Annotated in this window: 18 protein-coding genes; 13 read left to right on the top strand and 5 right to left on the bottom strand. The window is 72.6% G+C overall.

Going from position 1 to position 17219, the window contains the following annotated elements; all coding sequences use genetic code 11:
- The first annotated feature begins 11 nt into the window (after positions 1-11).
- From ACFPFQ_RS12205 to ACFPFQ_RS12175, 7 genes are read left to right on the top strand one after another with little or no spacing between them, the layout of a single operon-like run.
- Complete coding sequence (locus ACFPFQ_RS12205) at positions 12-1424, top strand: MFS transporter (protein WP_379617972.1); 1413 nt, start codon at positions 12-14, stop codon at positions 1422-1424.
- Between the two features lie 7 nt (positions 1425-1431).
- A complete protein-coding gene (locus ACFPFQ_RS12200) occupies positions 1432-2325 on the top strand; it encodes an alpha/beta fold hydrolase (protein ID WP_379617970.1) in 894 nt (297 codons plus the stop codon).
- A complete protein-coding gene (locus ACFPFQ_RS12195) occupies positions 2322-3074 on the top strand; it encodes a hypothetical protein (protein WP_379617968.1) in 753 nt (250 codons plus the stop codon). The genes ACFPFQ_RS12200 and ACFPFQ_RS12195 overlap by 4 nt, the downstream gene beginning before the upstream one ends.
- 59 nt (positions 3075-3133) lie before the next feature.
- Positions 3134-4279: a thiolase C-terminal domain-containing protein gene (locus tag ACFPFQ_RS12190; RefSeq protein ID WP_379617966.1), complete on the top strand. Its 1146-nt coding sequence runs from the start codon at positions 3134-3136 to the stop codon at positions 4277-4279.
- Entirely contained in the window at positions 4276-4734 is a 459-nt protein-coding gene (locus ACFPFQ_RS12185) for a Zn-ribbon domain-containing OB-fold protein (protein ID WP_379617964.1), read from the top strand. The genes ACFPFQ_RS12190 and ACFPFQ_RS12185 overlap by 4 nt, the downstream gene beginning before the upstream one ends.
- A complete protein-coding gene (locus ACFPFQ_RS12180) occupies positions 4731-5975 on the top strand; it encodes a CaiB/BaiF CoA transferase family protein (protein ID WP_379617962.1) in 1245 nt (414 codons plus the stop codon). The genes ACFPFQ_RS12185 and ACFPFQ_RS12180 overlap by 4 nt, the downstream gene beginning before the upstream one ends.
- Complete coding sequence (locus ACFPFQ_RS12175) at positions 5972-7126, top strand: carboxymuconolactone decarboxylase family protein (RefSeq protein WP_379617960.1); 1155 nt, start codon at positions 5972-5974, stop codon at positions 7124-7126. Before ACFPFQ_RS12180 ends, ACFPFQ_RS12175 begins: the two co-directional genes overlap by 4 nt.
- On the opposite strand, the gene ACFPFQ_RS12170 is transcribed toward ACFPFQ_RS12175, so the two are convergent.
- The 3 genes from ACFPFQ_RS12170 to ACFPFQ_RS12160 form a co-directional block, all read right to left on the bottom strand.
- Complete coding sequence (locus ACFPFQ_RS12170; RefSeq protein WP_379617958.1) at positions 7119-7835, bottom strand: IclR family transcriptional regulator; 717 nt, start codon at positions 7833-7835, stop codon at positions 7119-7121. The two genes, ACFPFQ_RS12175 and ACFPFQ_RS12170, sit on opposite strands and share 8 nt — an antisense overlap.
- 97 nt (positions 7836-7932) lie before the next feature.
- Positions 7933-8778, bottom strand: a complete 846-nt coding sequence (locus ACFPFQ_RS12165) for an IclR family transcriptional regulator (RefSeq protein ID WP_379617956.1) — start codon at positions 8776-8778, stop codon at positions 7933-7935.
- Positions 8779-8891: 113 nt separating this feature from the next.
- Complete coding sequence (locus ACFPFQ_RS12160; protein WP_379617954.1) at positions 8892-9491, bottom strand: TetR/AcrR family transcriptional regulator; 600 nt, start codon at positions 9489-9491, stop codon at positions 8892-8894.
- 81 nt (positions 9492-9572) lie between these two features.
- Here ACFPFQ_RS12160 and ACFPFQ_RS12155 point away from each other — a divergent pair, with 81 nt between their 5' ends.
- Positions 9573-10430 carry a helix-turn-helix transcriptional regulator gene (locus ACFPFQ_RS12155; protein WP_379617952.1) on the top strand — a complete coding sequence of 286 codons (858 nt, stop codon included), beginning with the start codon at positions 9573-9575 and terminating at the stop codon, positions 10428-10430.
- Here the strand turns inward: ACFPFQ_RS12155 and ACFPFQ_RS12150 are convergent.
- Both ACFPFQ_RS12150 and ACFPFQ_RS12145 read right to left on the bottom strand, forming a co-directional pair.
- On the bottom strand, positions 10411-11853 hold the full coding sequence (locus ACFPFQ_RS12150) for an aldehyde dehydrogenase family protein (protein ID WP_379617950.1): 1443 nt from the start codon (positions 11851-11853) through the stop codon (positions 10411-10413). The genes ACFPFQ_RS12155 and ACFPFQ_RS12150 overlap by 20 nt on opposite strands.
- Before the next feature lie 78 nt (positions 11854-11931).
- A complete protein-coding gene (locus ACFPFQ_RS12145; protein ID WP_379617948.1) occupies positions 11932-13137 on the bottom strand; it encodes a serine hydrolase domain-containing protein in 1206 nt (401 codons plus the stop codon).
- A 188-nt stretch (positions 13138-13325) separates the two neighbouring features.
- Between ACFPFQ_RS12145 and ACFPFQ_RS12140 the strand changes: the two genes are divergently transcribed.
- Genes ACFPFQ_RS12140 through ACFPFQ_RS12120 form a run of 5 tightly spaced genes read left to right on the top strand, consistent with a single transcriptional unit; the run spans position 13326 to position 17212 of the window.
- Positions 13326-13556: a lipoyl domain-containing protein gene (locus tag ACFPFQ_RS12140; protein WP_379617946.1), complete on the top strand. Its 231-nt coding sequence runs from the start codon at positions 13326-13328 to the stop codon at positions 13554-13556.
- A gap of 11 nt (positions 13557-13567) precedes the next feature.
- Positions 13568-14569 carry an alpha-ketoacid dehydrogenase subunit beta gene (locus ACFPFQ_RS12135; RefSeq protein ID WP_379617944.1) on the top strand — a complete coding sequence of 334 codons (1002 nt, stop codon included), beginning with the start codon at positions 13568-13570 and terminating at the stop codon, positions 14567-14569.
- Positions 14570-14606: 37 nt separating this feature from the next.
- Positions 14607-16019, top strand: coding sequence for an aromatic ring-hydroxylating oxygenase subunit alpha (locus ACFPFQ_RS12130; protein ID WP_379617942.1), 1413 nt, complete (start codon positions 14607-14609; stop codon positions 16017-16019).
- Entirely contained in the window at positions 16000-16371 is a 372-nt protein-coding gene (locus ACFPFQ_RS12125) for a 2Fe-2S iron-sulfur cluster-binding protein (protein WP_379617940.1), read from the top strand. The genes ACFPFQ_RS12130 and ACFPFQ_RS12125 overlap by 20 nt, the downstream gene beginning before the upstream one ends.
- A gap of 31 nt (positions 16372-16402) precedes the next feature.
- On the top strand, positions 16403-17212 hold the full coding sequence (locus tag ACFPFQ_RS12120; RefSeq protein WP_379617938.1) for a 2-oxo acid dehydrogenase subunit E2: 810 nt from the start codon (positions 16403-16405) through the stop codon (positions 17210-17212).
- Positions 17213-17219 lie beyond the last annotated feature (7 nt).

Here is a 17219-nt window from a genome sequence, read left to right as displayed (position 1 = left end):
TGGAGTGCGCCATGTCAGCAACCCCCACCACGCCGGTCCCGAGTGCGCCGCCGTCCGCTGCAGCGGAGCAGGACGCCCGCAACCGCCGCCGCGCCGGCCGCGCCGCCTTCATCGGCACCCTGCTCGAGTACTACGACTTCACCCTGTTCGGTCTCGTCGCCGCCACGGTGTTCCCGACCGTCTTCTTCGCCGGCGCGTCGCCGTTCATGGCGACCTTGCTCTCGATCGCGACGTTCTCGATCGCCTTCGTCATCCGGCCGTTCTCCGGCGCGCTACTGGGCAGCCTCGGTGACCGGCTGGGACGGCGCAAGCTCTTGTTCTTCTCGATGATGGTGATGGGCGTCGCGACGGTGGGTATCGGGCTGATCCCCGGGGTGGCGAGCATCGGCACGCTCGCGCCCGCCCTGCTCATCGCCATGCGGGTGTTGCAGGGCGTCGGGGCCAGCGCCGAGTACAGCGGCGCGACACTGGTCGCGGTGGAGTTCGCGCCGACGAACCGGCGCGGGCTGCTCGGCTCGCTGCCCGGGCTCGGCGGCGGACTCGGCACCCTGACCGGCACGCTGATCCTGCTGCTGGCGCAGGCCGCGCTCACCCGCGAGCAGTTCCTGGCCTGGGGTTGGCGGGTCCCGTTCCTGATCGGCGGCGCGATACTGGCCTACGGGTTGTGGATCCGCAGCCGCCTGCCCGAGACCCCGGAGTTCGTGAACGCGACGTCGGTGTCGCGGGCCCCGCTGCGGGAGACGCTGCGCCGCTACCCGCGTGCGTTGACCGGGTCGGTGCTGCTGTTCGCCAGCCGGACCGGACTGGCCTACTTCCTCATCGTCTTCCTCGTCTCCCACGCCGTCGGGAAGGTCGGGCTGGCAGCGGCGGCCGCGTTCGCGGGCGTCCTCGTCGCGCAGATCGTCAACCCGTTGCTGATCCCGGTCTTCGGCAGGCTGTCGGACGCCGTCGGCCGCTTCGGCATCCTCGCCGGTGGCCTGCTGCTGATCGCCCTGATGGCCTTCCCGCTGTTCTGGTGGTTCATCCGTCCGGACTGGCCTGCCGGCTTCGCCGTCGGGCTGGTGCTCGCCTACGGCGTCGGGATCGCAGCCCTCATCGGCCCGAGCGGCCGGCTCATGGCCGAGGAGTTCCCGGTGCGCTACCGCTACACGGCGATGGGGGTGGGGATCGAGACCGGCACCGCCGTCGGTGGCGCGGTCGTCCCTCCGCTCGCAGTGGCGCTGACCTTCAGCGGGACCGCCGGCACCGCGCCGCTGAGCCTGCTGGTGATGGCACTGGCCGTACTCGGGTTGGCCGGACTCGCGCTGCTGCGATGGACCGGCTCACGGAACCGGGACACAGAGAACCGGGACACGCCGAGCCCGCAGGCCGGGGCGGTGGGTGGGACCGCGCAGCGCGACCACCCCGCCGCCGTCGCGGACTGAGGCTGCCGTGCCGACCCGTATGGAGCCCACCGTCGCCGCTCCGACCGCCGCCCACACCGTGCCGCGCGCTCTGGTGCTGGAACCGACGTGGCGGCCCGCCCCGGGGGCCACCCTCGTCCTGCTCAACTCGCTGGCCGCCGACGACCGGGCGTGGCACCCGTTCGGCGCCGAGGGCGCCGCCGTCGTCACCTACCCGGGCCACGGCGGCCGGACGCGGCGCGCCGGATGGACGCACCAGGAGCTGGCCGACGAGGTCGTCGCCGAGGTGGCAGGCCCGCTGGACGTCGTCGGGGTCGGGCTCGGCGGGCTGGTCGGACTGCACCTGCTGGTCCGGCACCCGGACCGGGTGCGTTCGGCAGTACTGGCCTGCGGCGGCGACGCCGGTGCCGACCCCGTCCGGGCCCCCGCGATCGAGCGGGCCGCGACGGCGCGCGCGACCGCTGCCCTCGACAGCGGGATGGGCGCCGTCGAGCAGGACACATTGCGGCGCTGGTTCACCCCGCTCGCGGTGCGGACCGACCACCCGGGGGTGCAGTACGCCCGGAACCTGCTGCGCGACACCGATTCCGCGGCGTGGGCCGACTCCTGGCTCTCGCTCGCGCGGTCCCCGCTGCCGACGGAGCAGCAGGTCGCCGCGATCGACTGTCCGGTCACCGTCGTCGCCGGCATGCACGACCGCTCGACGGGCTTCGACGGCAGGCAGCGCCTGCACAGGTTGATCCCGCGCAGCCGGTTGGAGATCGTCGGCGGCCCGCACCTGATGCACCTCGAGCGCCCCGAGAACCTCCGCGCGTCCGTGGTGCGCCACCTCGCGTGGCGGCAGGCAGGGGAGCGGGTCGAGCACGCGATCGCCAGCCCCGGCCGGCCCGACGCGGCGACCGGGCTGCGGGGGTTCGGATGAGCGGCGCGGGAGCGGCCCTGTTCGCCTTGATGCACGACCACGCGCACGGCACGGCCGAGGAGGCACACCGATTCTACGACTTCGACCACGTCCCCGACCGGCTCTCCTGCTCGGGCTGGCGGGAGGCCCAGCGCTTCGCCCGTGTCGATGCCCCAGCCGATGTCCCCGGCGACGACCTGCCGCGCTGGACCGAGTTCCTCTACATGCACGCCGTCGACTCGCTCGACGCGCTCACCTCCCCGGCTCGCCACGCCTTCGACGAGGGCAGCCCGTGGGCGCGGGCCCGTGCCCACGCGGGGACGGGACTGCCCAGCCGCGCCCTGCGTACGGGATGGCGGCGCCGGGCGAGCCCCTGGTTGGGGGCGATCTCCTACCGCATCCCTCCGCCGCGGGCGCTGTTCGTCGTGCTCTACGACATCGCCCCGGCGCACGTTGCCGCTGTCGATCACCACGTCGAGGGCGAGGTGGTGCCGGAGTTGTTGTCCTGCCCCGGTTTCCTGCACTGCGAGCGGTTCGAGGCGGGTCCGCCGCTCACGCCGGTGCCGGGCTCCGAGGGGCTCACCCAGCCGGACCGGATGGACGTCTACGACCTCGCGTCCGCGGAGGTGCTCTCCGGCGGGGGGTTCACCCGGTGGCGGGCCGGGCCGAGCCCCCGCTCACGCGCGTTGGCCGGGTCGACGACGGTCCGCGGCGCCGGAGCGTACGTGCAACGGCCGAGCCCGTGGCTCATCGAGACCTGGACCCCCTGAGCGACTCCACCTGATCCGACACGACTGATCCGACACCACGACAGGACAAGGAGGGGCACGTGTCCCCACGAGCGAGGACGGCGATCATCGGCGTCGGTGCGACGGAGCAGGGTGAGATACCCGGTCAGTCGGCCAACGAGATCGCGGTGCGGGCGGCCGCACTGGCGCTGGCCGATGCGGGCATCGACAAGTCCGCCGTCGACGGGCTGGTGACCTGCCCGCCCCCGCTGTCGGCCGAACGCGCCGGCATCGACGACGACATGGGTCAGCTGCTCGGGATCAACCCCACGTTCAGCTCGACCCTGCACTACGGCGCGTGCGGGTTCTCGCTGCACCTGGGGGCGATGGCGATCGCGAGCGGTCTCGCAACGACGGTGTTGCTGACCTACGGGACGAACCAGCGGTCCGCGAAGGCGAACTTCGGCGTGCCGATCGGCGGCGGCGCGAGCTGGGCGGCGACGGCCGGATTCCTGCACGTGGCCGGACCCGCCGCGATGGCCGCCCAGCAGCACATGCACCGCTACGGCACCACCGAGGAGCAGCTCGGGTGGGTTGCCGTTGCGCAGCGCGAGTGGGCGCAGCGCAACCCCATCGCGATCTTCCGCTCCCCGCTGTCCATCGAGGACTACCTGGCCAGCCCGTACACCGTTGCGCCGCTGCGCCGCCACGACCTGACGATGGTCTCCGACGGGGGGACGGCGGTCGTGCTCACCTCGGCCGAGCGCGCCCGCGACACCCGGGCCCGTCCGGTGTACCTGCTCGGCATGGCCCAGCAGTCGGCGCTGCGCAACGACCAGAACCCCGACCGGTTCCAGCGCCCGTGGATGGCCGACATCGCCGACCGGGTCTACCGCGCTGCCGGGGTGGGCGCGTCGGACATCGATATCGCCTACCTCCAGGACGCGACGTCGGTGTGGGTACTGCAGCAACTGGAGCAGTTCGGGTTCTGCAAGCCGGGAGAGGCGGGCCCGTTCCTCGCCGAGGGGCACACCCGGCCGGGCGGGTCATTGCCGGTCAACACGCACGGCGGGCAGCTCTCGGAGTCCTACACCTGGAACTGGATGCACCTGTACGAGGCCGTGCGGCAGCTGCGGGGGGAGTGCGGGGACCGGCAGGTGGCCGGGGCGCGCACGGCACTGCACTCGCAGACCCACGACTTCTTCAAGGGCGCCGCGACGGTCCTTTCGACGGGAGACGACTCGTGACCGCCACGACCTACGACAAGCCCCTGCCCGACGTCAACGATCCGGGCACCGCACCGTTCTGGGCGGCGACCCGGGAGGGAGAGGTGCGGGTGCAGCGCTGCGGGGAGTGCGACTACCTGCGCTGGCCGCCCGGCCCGGTCTGCCCCGAGTGCCTGTCGAGGGATGCGGCATGGATCCCGGTGCAGCCCACCGGTAGGCTGGTCACCTTCTGCGTCTACCACCGCGCGTTCCACAAGGGGTTCGCCGCGGACGTGCCCTACGCCGTCGGGTACGTCGAGCTCGACTCCGGTCCCCGCCTGTACGCCGCGATCGTCGGCGAGCTCGATGCGCTGGAGATCGGCGCGGCGGTACGGGCCGTGTTCGACCCGGTCACGCCCGAGGTGACGCTCGTCCGCTTCGCGGTGGTGGCCGAACCGGGCGCCCAGCAAGGCGAGACGACGGGAGGCGCGAGGTGAGCACGCCGCCCGACTTCGACGAGGCCGCCGTCGGCCCCGGACGCCGGCTCTCGCTGCTGGAGGGCGTGCGGGTCCTGGACCTCACCCACTTCCTCGCTGGTCCGTTCGGATCGATGGTACTGGCCGACATGGGCGCCTCGGTGCTGAAGCTCGAACAGCTCTCGGGCGACTCGATCCGCCGCAACCCGGTCTTCTTCCACCAGGGCGACAGCGCCTACTTCATGGCCGTCAACCGCAACAAGGACTCCATCGCCGTCGACCTGCGCACCGACGCCGGGCAGGAGATCCTGCGCAGGCTCGTCACGGGGTCGGACGTGGTGCTGGACAACCTGCGGGCCCCGCAACGGGCCTCGCTCGGGCTGTCGTTCGAAGACCTCGAGCGGATCAACCCGAAGATCGTGTGCTGCTCGATCACGGGGTTCGGCTCGGACGGTCCCTACTCCGACCGACCCGCCTACGACCTCATCGTCGAGGCGCTTGGCGGGATCATGAGCGTGACCGGGCCGGTGGGTGGTCCGAGCGTGCGGGCCGGCGTCCCGATCGGCGACATCGTCGCCGGCCTCTACGCCGCCATCGGCATCCTCGGCGGGTTGCAGTCACTACGCACCACCGGGCGCGGCACCCACGTCGACATCTCGATGCTCGACTGCCAGGTCAGCCTGCTGTCCTACCTGGCCCAGTACTACCTCACCGGTGGGATGGTGGCGAGCCACCAGGGCAAGGCCCACGTCTCGATCCCGACCTACAACACCTTCGTCACGAAGGACGGCCGCGAGATCGTGATCGCGGCGAACACCGAGGGCATGTGGCGGTCGCTGTGTCAGGTGCTGGGTCGCGAGGATCTCCTCGACGACGAGCGCTTCGCCGGCAACGCCGCCCGGCTGGCCCACCGTGACGACCTCGTCCCGCTGCTGCAGGAGGAGATGGCCAGGCACACGGCCGACGAGCTGTACGGCGCACTGGTGGACGCCGGGGTACCCGCCGCGCCGATCAACCCGGTCGACGCCGTCTTCGCCGATCCCCAGGTGCTGCACCGCGACATGGTGGTGCGCGCCCCACACCGCGGCGGCGGCGACTTCGTGACACTCGGGTCGCCGGTGAAGTCCGAGCGCAGCCCGGGGGAGGGCTTCCGGTCACCGCCCGGCCTCGGCGGCCAAACCGCGCAGGTGCTGACCGAGCTCGGGTTCGACGCCGAGGAGATCGCCGAGCTGCGGCGTGCCGGTGTGGTGAACGACGGGTGAGCGGTCCGCGCATCCCGCCGCTGCCCGAGACGGAGTGGGACGAGGGCCAACGTGTCCTGATCGGACAGAACTGGTCCGGGCCGCCACCGGGCAACCGCAACAACCTGTACCGGACACTGGCCCGGCACCGGGAGCTGCTGCGGGTGTGGGGCGAGTTCGGCCGCACCGTCCTGCACGGCGGCCTTGCGGCGCGCGAACGCGAGCTGGTGGTGCTGCGCGTCGCGTGGCTGACCGGCTGCGCCTTCGAGTGGGCCTACCACGTGCCGCTCGCCCGACGGGAGGGCCTCTCGGAGGAGGAGATCAGTCGTGTGGCCGGGGCGCGGGACCCGGCATGGGCCGACGAAGACGTGGCCCTGCTCATGGCGGTCGACGAGCTCGAGGAGGCCTCGACCCTCACCGAGACCACCTGGGCGGCGCTGCGTCGTCGCCACGACGAGCAACGGCTGATCGAGATCCTGACCGTCGTCGGGCAGTACCGGCTCGTCGCCGGCATCACCAACGCATCGCGGATCGCGCCCGCGGCCGGGCTGCCCACCGTGCCGACCGGCCGGGGAGGGGCAGCGAGCCGCGCCCCGGGTCGTGTCGGGTCCGGTGAGCCGCGGATCCTCCCGCTGCCCTGGGCGGAGTGGGACGAGCAGCGTGTCGGGTCCGGGCCGTCGTCGGGCGACGGGACCGATCTGCACCGGACGTGGGTCCGCCACCGCGAGATCTACCGGACGTGGAGCGTGTTCGACCAGCTCCTGCAGGACGGCATGCTCACCCCCCGCGAGCGGCACCTGCTGGGCCTGCGGACGGCATGGCGGTCGCGTTGCGCGTTGCTGTGGGCCCACCACGGAGCCGCGGCGCCGGCGGCCGGTCTGACCCCCGATGAGGTCGAGGACGTCGGGACCGGGCCGTGGGCACCGCGATGGAGCGAGGCGGAGTCCGCGTTGCTCGCGGCGGCCGACGAGCTCTACGACACCTGCGACGTGAGCGCCGGGACCTGGGCGGTACTCGTCCGCCACCACGACGAGCCGACGGTGTTGGAGCTGCTGGCGTCGGTCGGGAACCACCGGCTAGTCGCGTTCCTCGCCAACGCGCTGGGGATCCGCCCGGCCGCGGGCGCTCCGGTCCTGCCGGCGGGGTCCGGGGTTGCGCGGTCGGTCAGGTGACCGTGGTGGACTCCCGCAGGCCACGCACCTCGGCCAGTAGCGCCCGGGCAGCCGTGTCCTGCTGCTCGGGCCCCCACCGCTCCGCCGGGCCCGTCACACCGAGCGCGGCGAAGCCCCGGTAGACCCACTCGATCGGCACCGCGACGGAGGCGGCGCCGGGGATGTTCTCGCCTTGGCTGCGGGCGACACCGTCGCGGCGCACCGCGCGCAGCTCCGCCAGCAGCGCGGTGGGGCCTGCTGCCGATGCGACTGTGCCGGGGTCGGCGAGTACCCGTTGCACGTCGGCGTCGGAGGCGACCGAGAGCAGCGCCTTGCCCGCCGCGCCGCGGGTGAGAGGGTAGCGGCGGCCCAGCCCGACCGCGATGTGCAGCGGCTGCGTGCTCGGCAGCTCGTGCACGGCCGAGCGCGCGTCGCCGAGTCGCCAGTGCAGCGTCGCCGACTCACCGGTCAGATCGCGGAGCCGAGCCAGGCTGGCGTAGACGCGCGGGATGAGGTCGTCGAGCATCAGGCCGGTCAGCCGCAGCACCTCCGGGCCCGGCCGGAACTCGTGTGAAGCGCGGTCGAACACGAGGAATCCCTCGGCCTCCAGTGCTCGCAGGAGCCGGTGAGCGGTCGGCAGCGAGTACCCGAACCGGGCGGCCACCGCGGACGCGGTGATACCCGGCGTCGCCGGGGTGACGAGCTGCAGGATGCCCAGCGCCCGTGACACGCTGCGGGCACCCGTGACGGCTGGGGTGTCCGGTGCGGGGCGGACCGGAGTCCGATGTCCCATGGTCGTGCCGCCCTTCTCACAGACGCGGGTCGGGTCAGTGGCGGAAGGTCGCCGTGAGCCGGCGGGCCTCCTCGGCGACGAGCCCGCCGACGGCCTCGGCCTCGGCGGGACCGAATCGCTGCGCCGGGCCCACGACGGAGATCGCCACCAGGCCGCGGCGCAGACCCGGGACCGGTGCTGCGACCGCGACGGCGCCGGGGATCGTCTCGCCGACGGTCACGGCGAAGCCCCGCGCCCGAGCGGCGGAGAGGTCGGCCAGCAGCCCGGGCCGCTCATTGCGGAGGCGGTCGCGGACCGCCCGCTCGTCCTCGCCGAGGAGCAGCACCAGACCCGCTGCGCCCCGGGCCAGTGGGTAGCGCCGGCCCACTCCGGGGGTGACGCGATGGGCGTGGTCGCTGGGAACCTCGCGCACGCAGGTCCGTTCGTCGGCGAACCGCCAGAACATCGTCGCGGTCTCGCCGGTCCGGTCGCGCAGCCGGCGCAGGGCGGCGAACGCCGGCGCGACCCCGCCGTCGCGGTCGACGATCACGGCCGACAGGCGCAGGAACTCCGGCCCGGGCCGGTACCGGCGCGTCACCGGGTCGAGCACGAGGAACCGTTCGGCTTCCAACGCTCGCAGCAGCCGGTGCGCGGTCGGCAGCGAGTAGCCGAACCGTTCGGCGATCTGCGGGCCGGTCACCCCGCCGCAGCTGGGGGAGAAGGAGCGCAGGATCGACAGCGCCCGCGTGACGCTCTGGGTGCCGGTCGCGGAGGGGGTACCTGCGCCTGTCGAGCGGGTGGTGCCGGCGGACGGGACGCCGGTCGTCCGGGTACTGATCGCCGTTGCTCCGGCGGATCGGGTGCCGCTGATGCGGTCGGTGTCGTGGGGCGACGCGTCCATGGGCTCTCGCATCCTCCGATCGGCCCGCTGTGATCGATACGGCAGGGGATCGGTACGGCTTGTGGTGGGTACGGCACGTGGTCGCCGGGGCGGGGATCTCAGTGGTGGGGATGTCAGGGGTGGGGCGGCCCCGGGCCGCGGGCGGCAGCGGCGATCAGCTCGGCGGCCCGCTCCCACGCCGCGGGATCGGTGGCGCCACTCATGCGCATCGAGTGACTCACCCCGGCGACGAGCAGGCGCAGGTCGAATCCGGTGAGGCCCGGTGCGAGCGCTCCCTGCGCGCGGCCGCGTTCGAGCAGCGCACCGAGCCGGTCGATGGCGGGAGCGCCGGCCGGGAACAGGTCGGTGCGCAGCAGCAGGGCCTCGCCGAGCAGGCGGTCGGTCCGGACGTCCTCCATCAGCATGAGGATCATCTCGCGGACGCCCAACCAGGCGTTCTCGTGCCGGCTGACGTCCGCAATGCGCGTCGCGAGCGCCGCGAGCTTGTGCGCCATCACGGCCGCGAGGAGGTCGTCGCGGGAGGCGAAGCTGCGGTAGACGGTGGTGCGGCCGACGCCGGCGACGGCGGCCACCTCGGGCAGACCGACGTCGAGGCCGCGGCGCGCGCAGACATCCAGCGCGGCGGCGAAGACCTTCTCGGCGTTGCGCACGGCGTCGGACCGGCGGCCTCGCGTTCTCCGCTCGGTCGTGACCTGCTGACCGGTCGTCGTCACGTGCGCACCCGCTTTCGCCGACACCTGTGTCCGCATTCGTGAGACTATACGGACGGGGCTGTCCGGAAAAGGGGTGTCTCGATGGACCGCGAGCGGCTGGCGGAGTTCCTGCGCACTCGACGGGAGGCGCTGCAGCCCGAGGACGTGGGCCTGCCCCGCGGTCGCCGACGCGCGGTGGGCCTGCGCCGCGAGGAGGTCGCCGTGCTGTCGGACATGTCTGTCGACTACCTGGTCCGCATCGAGCAGGGACGGGGCCCGCATCCCTCGGAGCAGCTGCTCGGCGCGCTCGCTCGAGGCCTTCGGCTCTCGCCCGAGGAGCGTGACCACCTGTTCCGGCTGGCTGGTTACCCGGCGCCGGGGGCTGTTCCGCGCGGCGACCACATCAACCCCGGCATGCTGCGGATCCTCGACGGGTTGGCGGACGGCATCGCCCAGGTGGTGAACCGGCTCGGCACCACCTTGCGGCAGACCCAGCCCGCCGTCGCCCTGCTGGGGGACCAGACCCACCACATCGGACCGGCGCGCAGCCTGCACTACCGATGGTTCACCGATCGTCGCGAGCGCGCCCTGTATCCCGCAGCCGACCACCCGGCCCGCAGCCGAAGGATCGTCTCGGACCTGCAGCAGGTGCTGGTGCGCGACGGGGAGGGGTCCGAGGCGGCCGAGCTGGTCGATGCCCTGCTCGCGGTGAGCGAGGAGTTCGCCACGATCTGGCGGGAGCACCCGGTGGCCGGGCGCCGCTGTGGGTCGGAGCGGTTCGTGCATCCGCAGGTGGGCGAGCTGGAACTGCACTGTCAGATCCTCACCGACCCCGACGGGTCACAGGTACTGCTCGTCTACACCGCGAACCCGGGCACCGACTCGCACGACAGGTTGCGCCTGCTGTCGGTGCCCGGCGATCGGGAGGTGGAGCTCCCGGTCAGCGTTGGATCGCCTTGACCTCCAGGTACTCCTCGAGGCCGAACCGGCCGAACTCGCGGCCGTTGCCGGACTGCTTGTAGCCGCCGAAGGGCGCCAACGGGTTCCACTGCCCCCCGTTCACGTCGACCTGGCCGGTGCGGATGCGCCGGGCGATCCCGAGCGCGCGCTCGGGGCTGCCGAACACGGCACCGTTGAGCCCGTAGTGGCTGTTGTTCGCGATCGCGACCGCGTCGTCGTCGTCCGCGGCGGGGATCACGGTCAGGACCGGCCCGAAGATCTCCTCCTGGGCGACGACGGCGTCGGGGTCGACGCCGGCGAGGATCGTCGGGCGGACGTACGCCCCGGCCTCGAGCCCCTCGATCGGCTCGGGCCCCCCGATGGCGACGGTGGCGCCGTCGGCGATTCCCCGCTCGATGTAGCCGAGCACGCGGTCGCGCTGCACGTGCGAGGCGAGCGGCCCGAGCCGGTTGGTCTCGTCGGTCGGGTCGCCGACCGTGTACTCGGCGGCGGCGGCCACCGCGCGCTCGACGATCTCGTCGTGGCGGGCTGCCGGCACGATCATGCGTGACCACGCCCCGCACACCTGCCCGCTGTTGGCGAAGGCGGCACCGACCCCGAGCGCGACCGCAGTGTCGAGGTCGGCGTCGTCGAGGATGACGTTGGGGGACTTGCCGCCCAGCTCCAGCGATACCCGCTTCACGGTCTCGGCCGCGACCATCGAGATCCGCTTGCCGACCCGGGTCGACCCGGTGAAGGAGACCATGTCGATCCCGGCATGGGCGGCGATCGCCTCGCCCACGACCGGTCCCGTGCCGTGCACGATGTTGAACACCCCGGCCGGTAGGCCCGCCTCCGCGGTGACCTCGGCCAGCACGCGGGCCGTCAGCGGTGCCAGCTCGGCTGGCTTCCACACCACCGTGTTCCCCGCGAGCAGCGCGGGCGCGAGCTTGGCGACGGTCTGCTGGAGCGGGAAGTTCCACGGGGTGATCGCGCCGACGACCCCGATCGGCTCGCGCACGATCAGTGAGTTGCCGATCTCCTCGGTCCACGCGAAGCCGGCTGCGACGCCGGCGAAGGTCGAGGCGACCAGCACGGGCAGCCCGGCCTGGGCCATTCGGGACAGGGCGATCGGGGTGCCGACCTCGGCGGTGATCAGGTCGGCGATCTCGCCGGCACGGGCCTGCAGGCCCGCGGCGATGCGCTGCACGACGGCGATGCGCTCGGCGACGCCGGTGCCGGCCCAGGCCTGCTGCGCGGCGCCTGCTGCCGCGACGGCGGCGTCGACGTCGGCCGGGGTTCCCGCGGGTACGGCGCCGATGACCAGGCCGGTGGCCGGGTTCACCACGTCGATGGTGTCGGATCCGGTGGCACTGCCGGTGGCGGTGCCGTCGATCCAGTGGGTGATCGGACCGGCCAGGGTGGCCGGGGGTGAGAGGCTCATGCGCCCACGGTCGCCCCGCCCCCGACGGGGAGACAGGTACAGCCGATACCAGGATCGGTTGGACCCGGCCCGCCCCGCTCAGGCCCGGGCGAGTGCCTCCCGCAGTGCCGCGATCAGGGCCGCCGTGCGCGGGTCCCCGGTGGGCGAGGCCACCATCTGGTTCGGCACGTAGCCGAACCCGATGCCCGCGTCGACGTCGGCGAAGCCGAGTGAGCCGCCGGCGCCGTTGTGCCCGAAGGAGCCCTCGCCCAGCATGGGAGCACCGGGCGTGGGCAGCCGGAAGCCGAGACCGAACCGGGTCTCGGCGATCGTCACGGCGTCGGGGCCGCGCACCTGTTCGGTTCGCGCCCGCTCGACGGTGGCGGGGGCGAGCAGCCGCAGCCCGGCCACCTCCCCGATGCAGGCCGCGTAGAGCCGGGCCAGCGAGCGCGCGTTGGTGACGGCGTTGGCCGCGGGGATCTCGGCGCGGCGGGCCGCCGGGTCGTTCCAGGTCGCGGCGTGCGGGGTCGGCAGCGCCCCGTTCGACGACGCGGCCCTGGCCAGCAGCGACGTCGGGTCCGATGCGGTAGCTGCGATGCGGGTCGCGAGCTCGCGGGCCGCCGGGTCGGCCAGCCGGTCCAGAGCTCCCGGATCGGGGACGGCGTCGAGCAGCGGTGCCACGTCGGTCTCGTGGTCGGCCGGCAGGCCGATCCACAGGTCCAGGCCCAGCGTCCCGGTGATGTCCTCGGTGAGGACGGCACCGAGGCGGCGCCCGCTCGCCCGGCGGACGATCTCGCCGAGCAGCCAGCCGTAGGTCAACGCGTGGTAGCCGTGGGCGGTGCCGGGCGTCCACAGGGGTGCCTGGCGGGCGAGCGTCGCGGTGACGGCGCTGCCTTCCAGGAGCGCGGCGCGGTCGAGCCGCTCGTCCAGTACCGGCAGGCCGGACCGGTGGCTGAGGACGTCGGCGACGGTGATCTCCGCCTTGCCGCCCGCGGCGAACTCCGGCCAGTAGGTCGCGACCGGGGCGTCCAGGTCCAGCACACCTCGCTCGGCCAGCAGATGGACGCAGACGGCCGTGACGCCCTTCGTCGTGGAGTAGACCAGCGCTGTCGTCGTGCGTGTCCAGGGGCGTCCGGTCTCGGGATCGGCCATCCCGCCCCACAGGTCCACGACGGTCCGGCCGTCGCGGTGGACCGCGCACGACGCGCCGACGTCGCCGCGCTCGTCGAAGTTCGCGGCGAAGGCGTCGCGGACCCCCTCGAAACCGGGCGCGACCTCGCCCTCGATGTGCAGTGCTGCCCTCACGGATGCTCCGTCCCGTCTGGGACCCGGCCGGGCGGTCGGGCGCGGTCCTACTGTAACTCATCATACTGTCAATCGAAGTAGTACTTCCCTGACTCGGCGGTGAGCTGTACGGTTCATTACTGTCATTGACAGAACAACTCCGAGAGGTGGCGCAACGCCATGCGTGCGACGGCGGACGCGGTGACGACGTGAGCTCGCCGATCACCATCCCCAAGCTCGGCTGGACGATGGAGGAGGGCGTCATCACCGAATGGCTCGTAGGGGACGGTGAGCAGGTCGCCGAGGGCGAACCGCTCTACATCCTCGAGAGCGACAAGGTCGAGAACGAGGTCGCCGCCCCGGCGAGCGGGGTGCTGCGCCGGTCCGCCGAAGCGGGCGAGTCCTATCCGGTCGGCACCCAGATCGGCATCATCGAATGAAGGAGCCCCTCGTGGCCGACAGGTCCTCGAAGAAGATCAACTTTGTCAAGGGGGTGAACCTGGCCCTGCACGACGCGCTGGCCGCCGACCCGTCGGTCTTCCTGATGGGTGAGGACATCGCCGACCCGGAGGACGGCGGGGTCTGGAAGGCCACGGCAGGCCTGTCCACCAAGTTCGGCACCGACCGCGTGCGGTCCACCCCTATCGCTGAGCAGGGTTTCGTCGCCGCCGGCATCGGCGCGGCGCAGGCAGGCCTGCGACCGGTGGTCGAGGTGATGCTGATGGGCTTCATCACGATGGCCATCGACCCAATCCACAACACCGCCGCCAAGTGGCGCTACATGACGGCGGGCCGCAGCTCGGTCCCGATCACCATCCGCACCTTGGCCGGCGCCGGCAGCGGGGTGGGAGCGCAGCACTGCGACCAGCTCGAGTCCTGGTTCGCCGCGAGCCCCGGGCTCAAGGTCGTGCAGCCGTCCAACCCGGTCGAGGCCTACGGCCTGCTGACCTCGTCGATCTTCGACGACGACCCCGTCATCTTCATCGAGCAGGCCTCGCTCACCGGCAAGCCGGTGCGGATGGACGTGCCGGAGCCCGGCATGCGCATCCCGCTCGGCAAGGCGAACGTCTGCCGCGCCGGCACGGACGTGACCGTCATCGGCTACGGCGCGCAGCTCGGCGACGCGCTCGCGGTCGCTGACGAGCTGGCAGGCGAGGGCATATCGGTCGAGGTCGTCGACTTGCGCACGATCGCCCCGTTCGACGCCGAGACCGTGTTCGCCTCGGTGGCCCGAACCCGCCGGGCCGTGATCGTCCACGAGGCGCGGACGATGTTCGGCCCCTCGGCCGAGATCGCCGCGCAGATCCATCACGAGCTGTTCGGCGAGCTCGCCGCTCCGGTGCAGCGGGTCGGGGCCCCCTTCACGCCGGTGCCGGCGAGCCGGGCGCTCGAATCGCGCTTCATGGTCGGCAGGACCGACATCGAGGCCGCGCTCAGACGCGCGCTCGCATAGGCACGCACCGACGACGTCGTCAGGAGATGGATCACCGATGACCACCACCCAACCGAGGATCCAGCAGCCCTACACCGAATCCGCGTTGGTCTCCAAGGGCCGCTACATATCGACCGAGTGGCTCGCGGCCGAGTACGAGAAGCTCTGGCCACAGGTCTGGCAGATGGCCTGCCGGCTCGAGCAGATCCCTCAGGTCGGCGACTTCCACGAGTACCTGATCGGGACCCAGTCGATCCTGCTGGTGCGCGAGTCCGAGGACACGGTCCGGGCCTTCCGCAACGCGTGCCCGCACCGCGCCACTCGCATCGCGTCCGGCACCGGCCACGTCGACGCTGAACTGCGGTGCCCGTTCCACGGGTGGGCCTGGAACCTCGACGGTTCGGTGCTGGAGATCCCCGACGCCGACGACTTCGCCCCTGAGTGCCTCTCCCGCTCCGAGCTGCGCCTGCGTGAGGCCACCGTCGGGCTGTGGGGTGGCTTCGTGTTCGTCACTTTCGCGCCGGATCCGGAGCCATTGCGGGAGTTCCTCGGGCCGGTGGTGGAGGGGCTCGCGCCGTTCGAGCCGGAGAAGATGCGGCTCATCCGGCACCGCACGACGATCATGGACTGCAACTGGAAGGTGGGTCTCGCCGCGTTCAACGAGGCCTACCACGTCGAGGCCACCCACGTCTGGGACCTCAGCGGGTACGCACGCGGAGCGCGGGTCAGCGCTTCCGGCAGGCGGACCCGTGGCGCGGACGACGGCGGTCGCCCCGACGTGCGCGACGCCGACGGCCGCACCCCCGGTGCCTACCAGTTCCACTACGAGGCGTTCCCGACGCACAACCTGATGCGCAACGTGCCGGAAATGCTCACCGAGAGCGCCCCGCTCGGCGACCACGGTGATCCCAAGCAGGCGGCGCTCGCGATGCTGCGGCTCAACCAGATGATCTCGCTGGCCCATCAGGACGATATCGATCACGTCGAGGCGATGGCGAACGTGCCCGGGGACGTGCCGGCCGTCCGGTTCTTCACCGATGTGCGGCGCGCGGCCGGTGCGGCGGTGGGCGTGGACTACTCCCACATCCCCGACGAGGACGTCATGTCGGCGATCGACTACTGCATCTACCCGAACCTGGTCGGCCCGATCAGCGCGGGCAACTGGATCCTGTTCCGCTTCCGCCCCAACGGGAAGGATCCCGACACCTGCCTGTTCGACGTCCTGTTCCTGCACCGGTTCGGCGAGGGGCAGCAGCCACCGCCGGTCGAGCACGAGTTCTTCCCACGCTGGCAGGACCACGACGGCTGGGGCCAGACCATCGGCCAGGACCTGTCCAACATGGGCCACGTCCAGGCCGGCCTGCACCAGACGTCGTTCACCGGGCTGCGCCTCAACCGTCAGGAGGCGGGAGTGCGCAACTTCGAACGGTTCGTCGACCGCCACGTGCTCGGTGATCACGGCGCTTCCTGAGCCGCCGCCGGTCGCCGTGCGGATCGAGCCGCTCGGGATCGAGCTGGCGGTCCTCCCCGGCGAGTCGTTGATGGCAGCGGCTCGGCGGCACGGCTTCTGGTGGCCGACCCGGTGCCGCGGCCAGGCGCTGTGCACGGCCTGCCTGTGCGAGGTGGTGTCGGGCGCCGACCGGTTCGAAGCCATCGGGCGGCTCGAGCGGGAGGCACTGGAGTCGCTGCGGGAGTTCCGGGACCGCCGGCCTGGCGAGCTGCGGCTGGGATGCCAGGCCCGACCGACCGGGCGGGCCACCGTCCACAAGCGCGGGGTGCGCCCGGCGGGTGAGGCCCGGCGGCCGACCGCACTCCCGTCCTGACCACTTCCCGTCCCCGAGGAGAGGATCGACCATGGCCGACGTCGACGAGGTCGTCCGCGTGCCGCACTCGACCGTGCGGCGGCGCATCGCGCAGCACATGATCAAGTCAGCCGCGACGTCCGCCCACGTCTACGCCATGATCGACATCGACTACGGCGCCGTCGACGACGTCCGCCGCCAGGTCGGCCCGCAATGGCGACACGAGCACGGGTTCGGCCTGACCTACTTGCCCTTCGTGGCGCGCGCTGTCGCAATCGCGATCGCGCGCTACCCGCAGCTCAACGCGCGGTTCACCGACGACGCACTGGAGGTGCGGCGCGGGATCGGGCTCGGCATCGCCGTGGACGTCGACTTCGCCGGACTCGTCGTGCCCGTCGTCGCGAACGCCCACGACCTGCGGGTGCCGGACCTGGCTCGGGCGATCGACGACCTCGCCGGCCGCACCCGGTCCGGCGCCCTGCGTGGCGCGGACGTCGCAGGCGGCACGTTCACCCTGTCCAACCCGGGGCCGTTCGGGGCGCGCACCACGCTGCCGATCATCAACCAGCCGCAGGTCGCGATCATCACGGTCGACGCGATCGCGCCACGGCCCGCGGTGGTCGCGGACGGTGCGGGCGGCACCTGCCTGGCGATCCGGCCGATCGGCAACCTCACCCTCGGCTGGGACCACCGTGCGTTCGACGGGGCGTACGCGGCCAGCGCACTCTCCGCGGTGCGCGAGGCGCTGGAGACCCACGACTGGCGCGCCGAGTTCGGCTCCGCCGCCATACCCGCCACCGCCATCCCCGCCACCGCCATCCCCGACGCCCCCATCCCCGACGCTGCCATCGCGGCGTCCTGATCCATCC

The organism is Pseudonocardia sp. GCM10023141 (genome assembly GCF_042653605.1).
Note: the sequence above shows the minus strand (reverse complement) of the source record. Positions and strands in the feature narration are given on the sequence as shown.

Coding starts and splice junctions, on each gene's coding strand:
- ACFPFQ_RS12205 (WP_379617972.1), top strand. CDS start 12: ATGTCAGCAACCCCCACCACGCCGGTCCCGAGTGCGCCGCCGTCCGCT.
- ACFPFQ_RS12195 (WP_379617968.1), top strand. CDS start 2,322: ATGAGCGGCGCGGGAGCGGCCCTGTTCGCCTTGATGCACGACCACGCG.
- ACFPFQ_RS12165 (WP_379617956.1), bottom strand. CDS start 8,778: ATGGACGCGTCGCCCCACGACACCGACCGCATCAGCGGCACCCGATCC.
- ACFPFQ_RS12155 (WP_379617952.1), top strand. CDS start 9,573: ATGGACCGCGAGCGGCTGGCGGAGTTCCTGCGCACTCGACGGGAGGCG.
- ACFPFQ_RS12150 (WP_379617950.1), bottom strand. CDS start 11,853: ATGAGCCTCTCACCCCCGGCCACCCTGGCCGGTCCGATCACCCACTGG.
- ACFPFQ_RS12130 (WP_379617942.1), top strand. CDS start 14,607: ATGACCACCACCCAACCGAGGATCCAGCAGCCCTACACCGAATCCGCG.
- ACFPFQ_RS12120 (WP_379617938.1), top strand. CDS start 16,403: ATGGCCGACGTCGACGAGGTCGTCCGCGTGCCGCACTCGACCGTGCGG.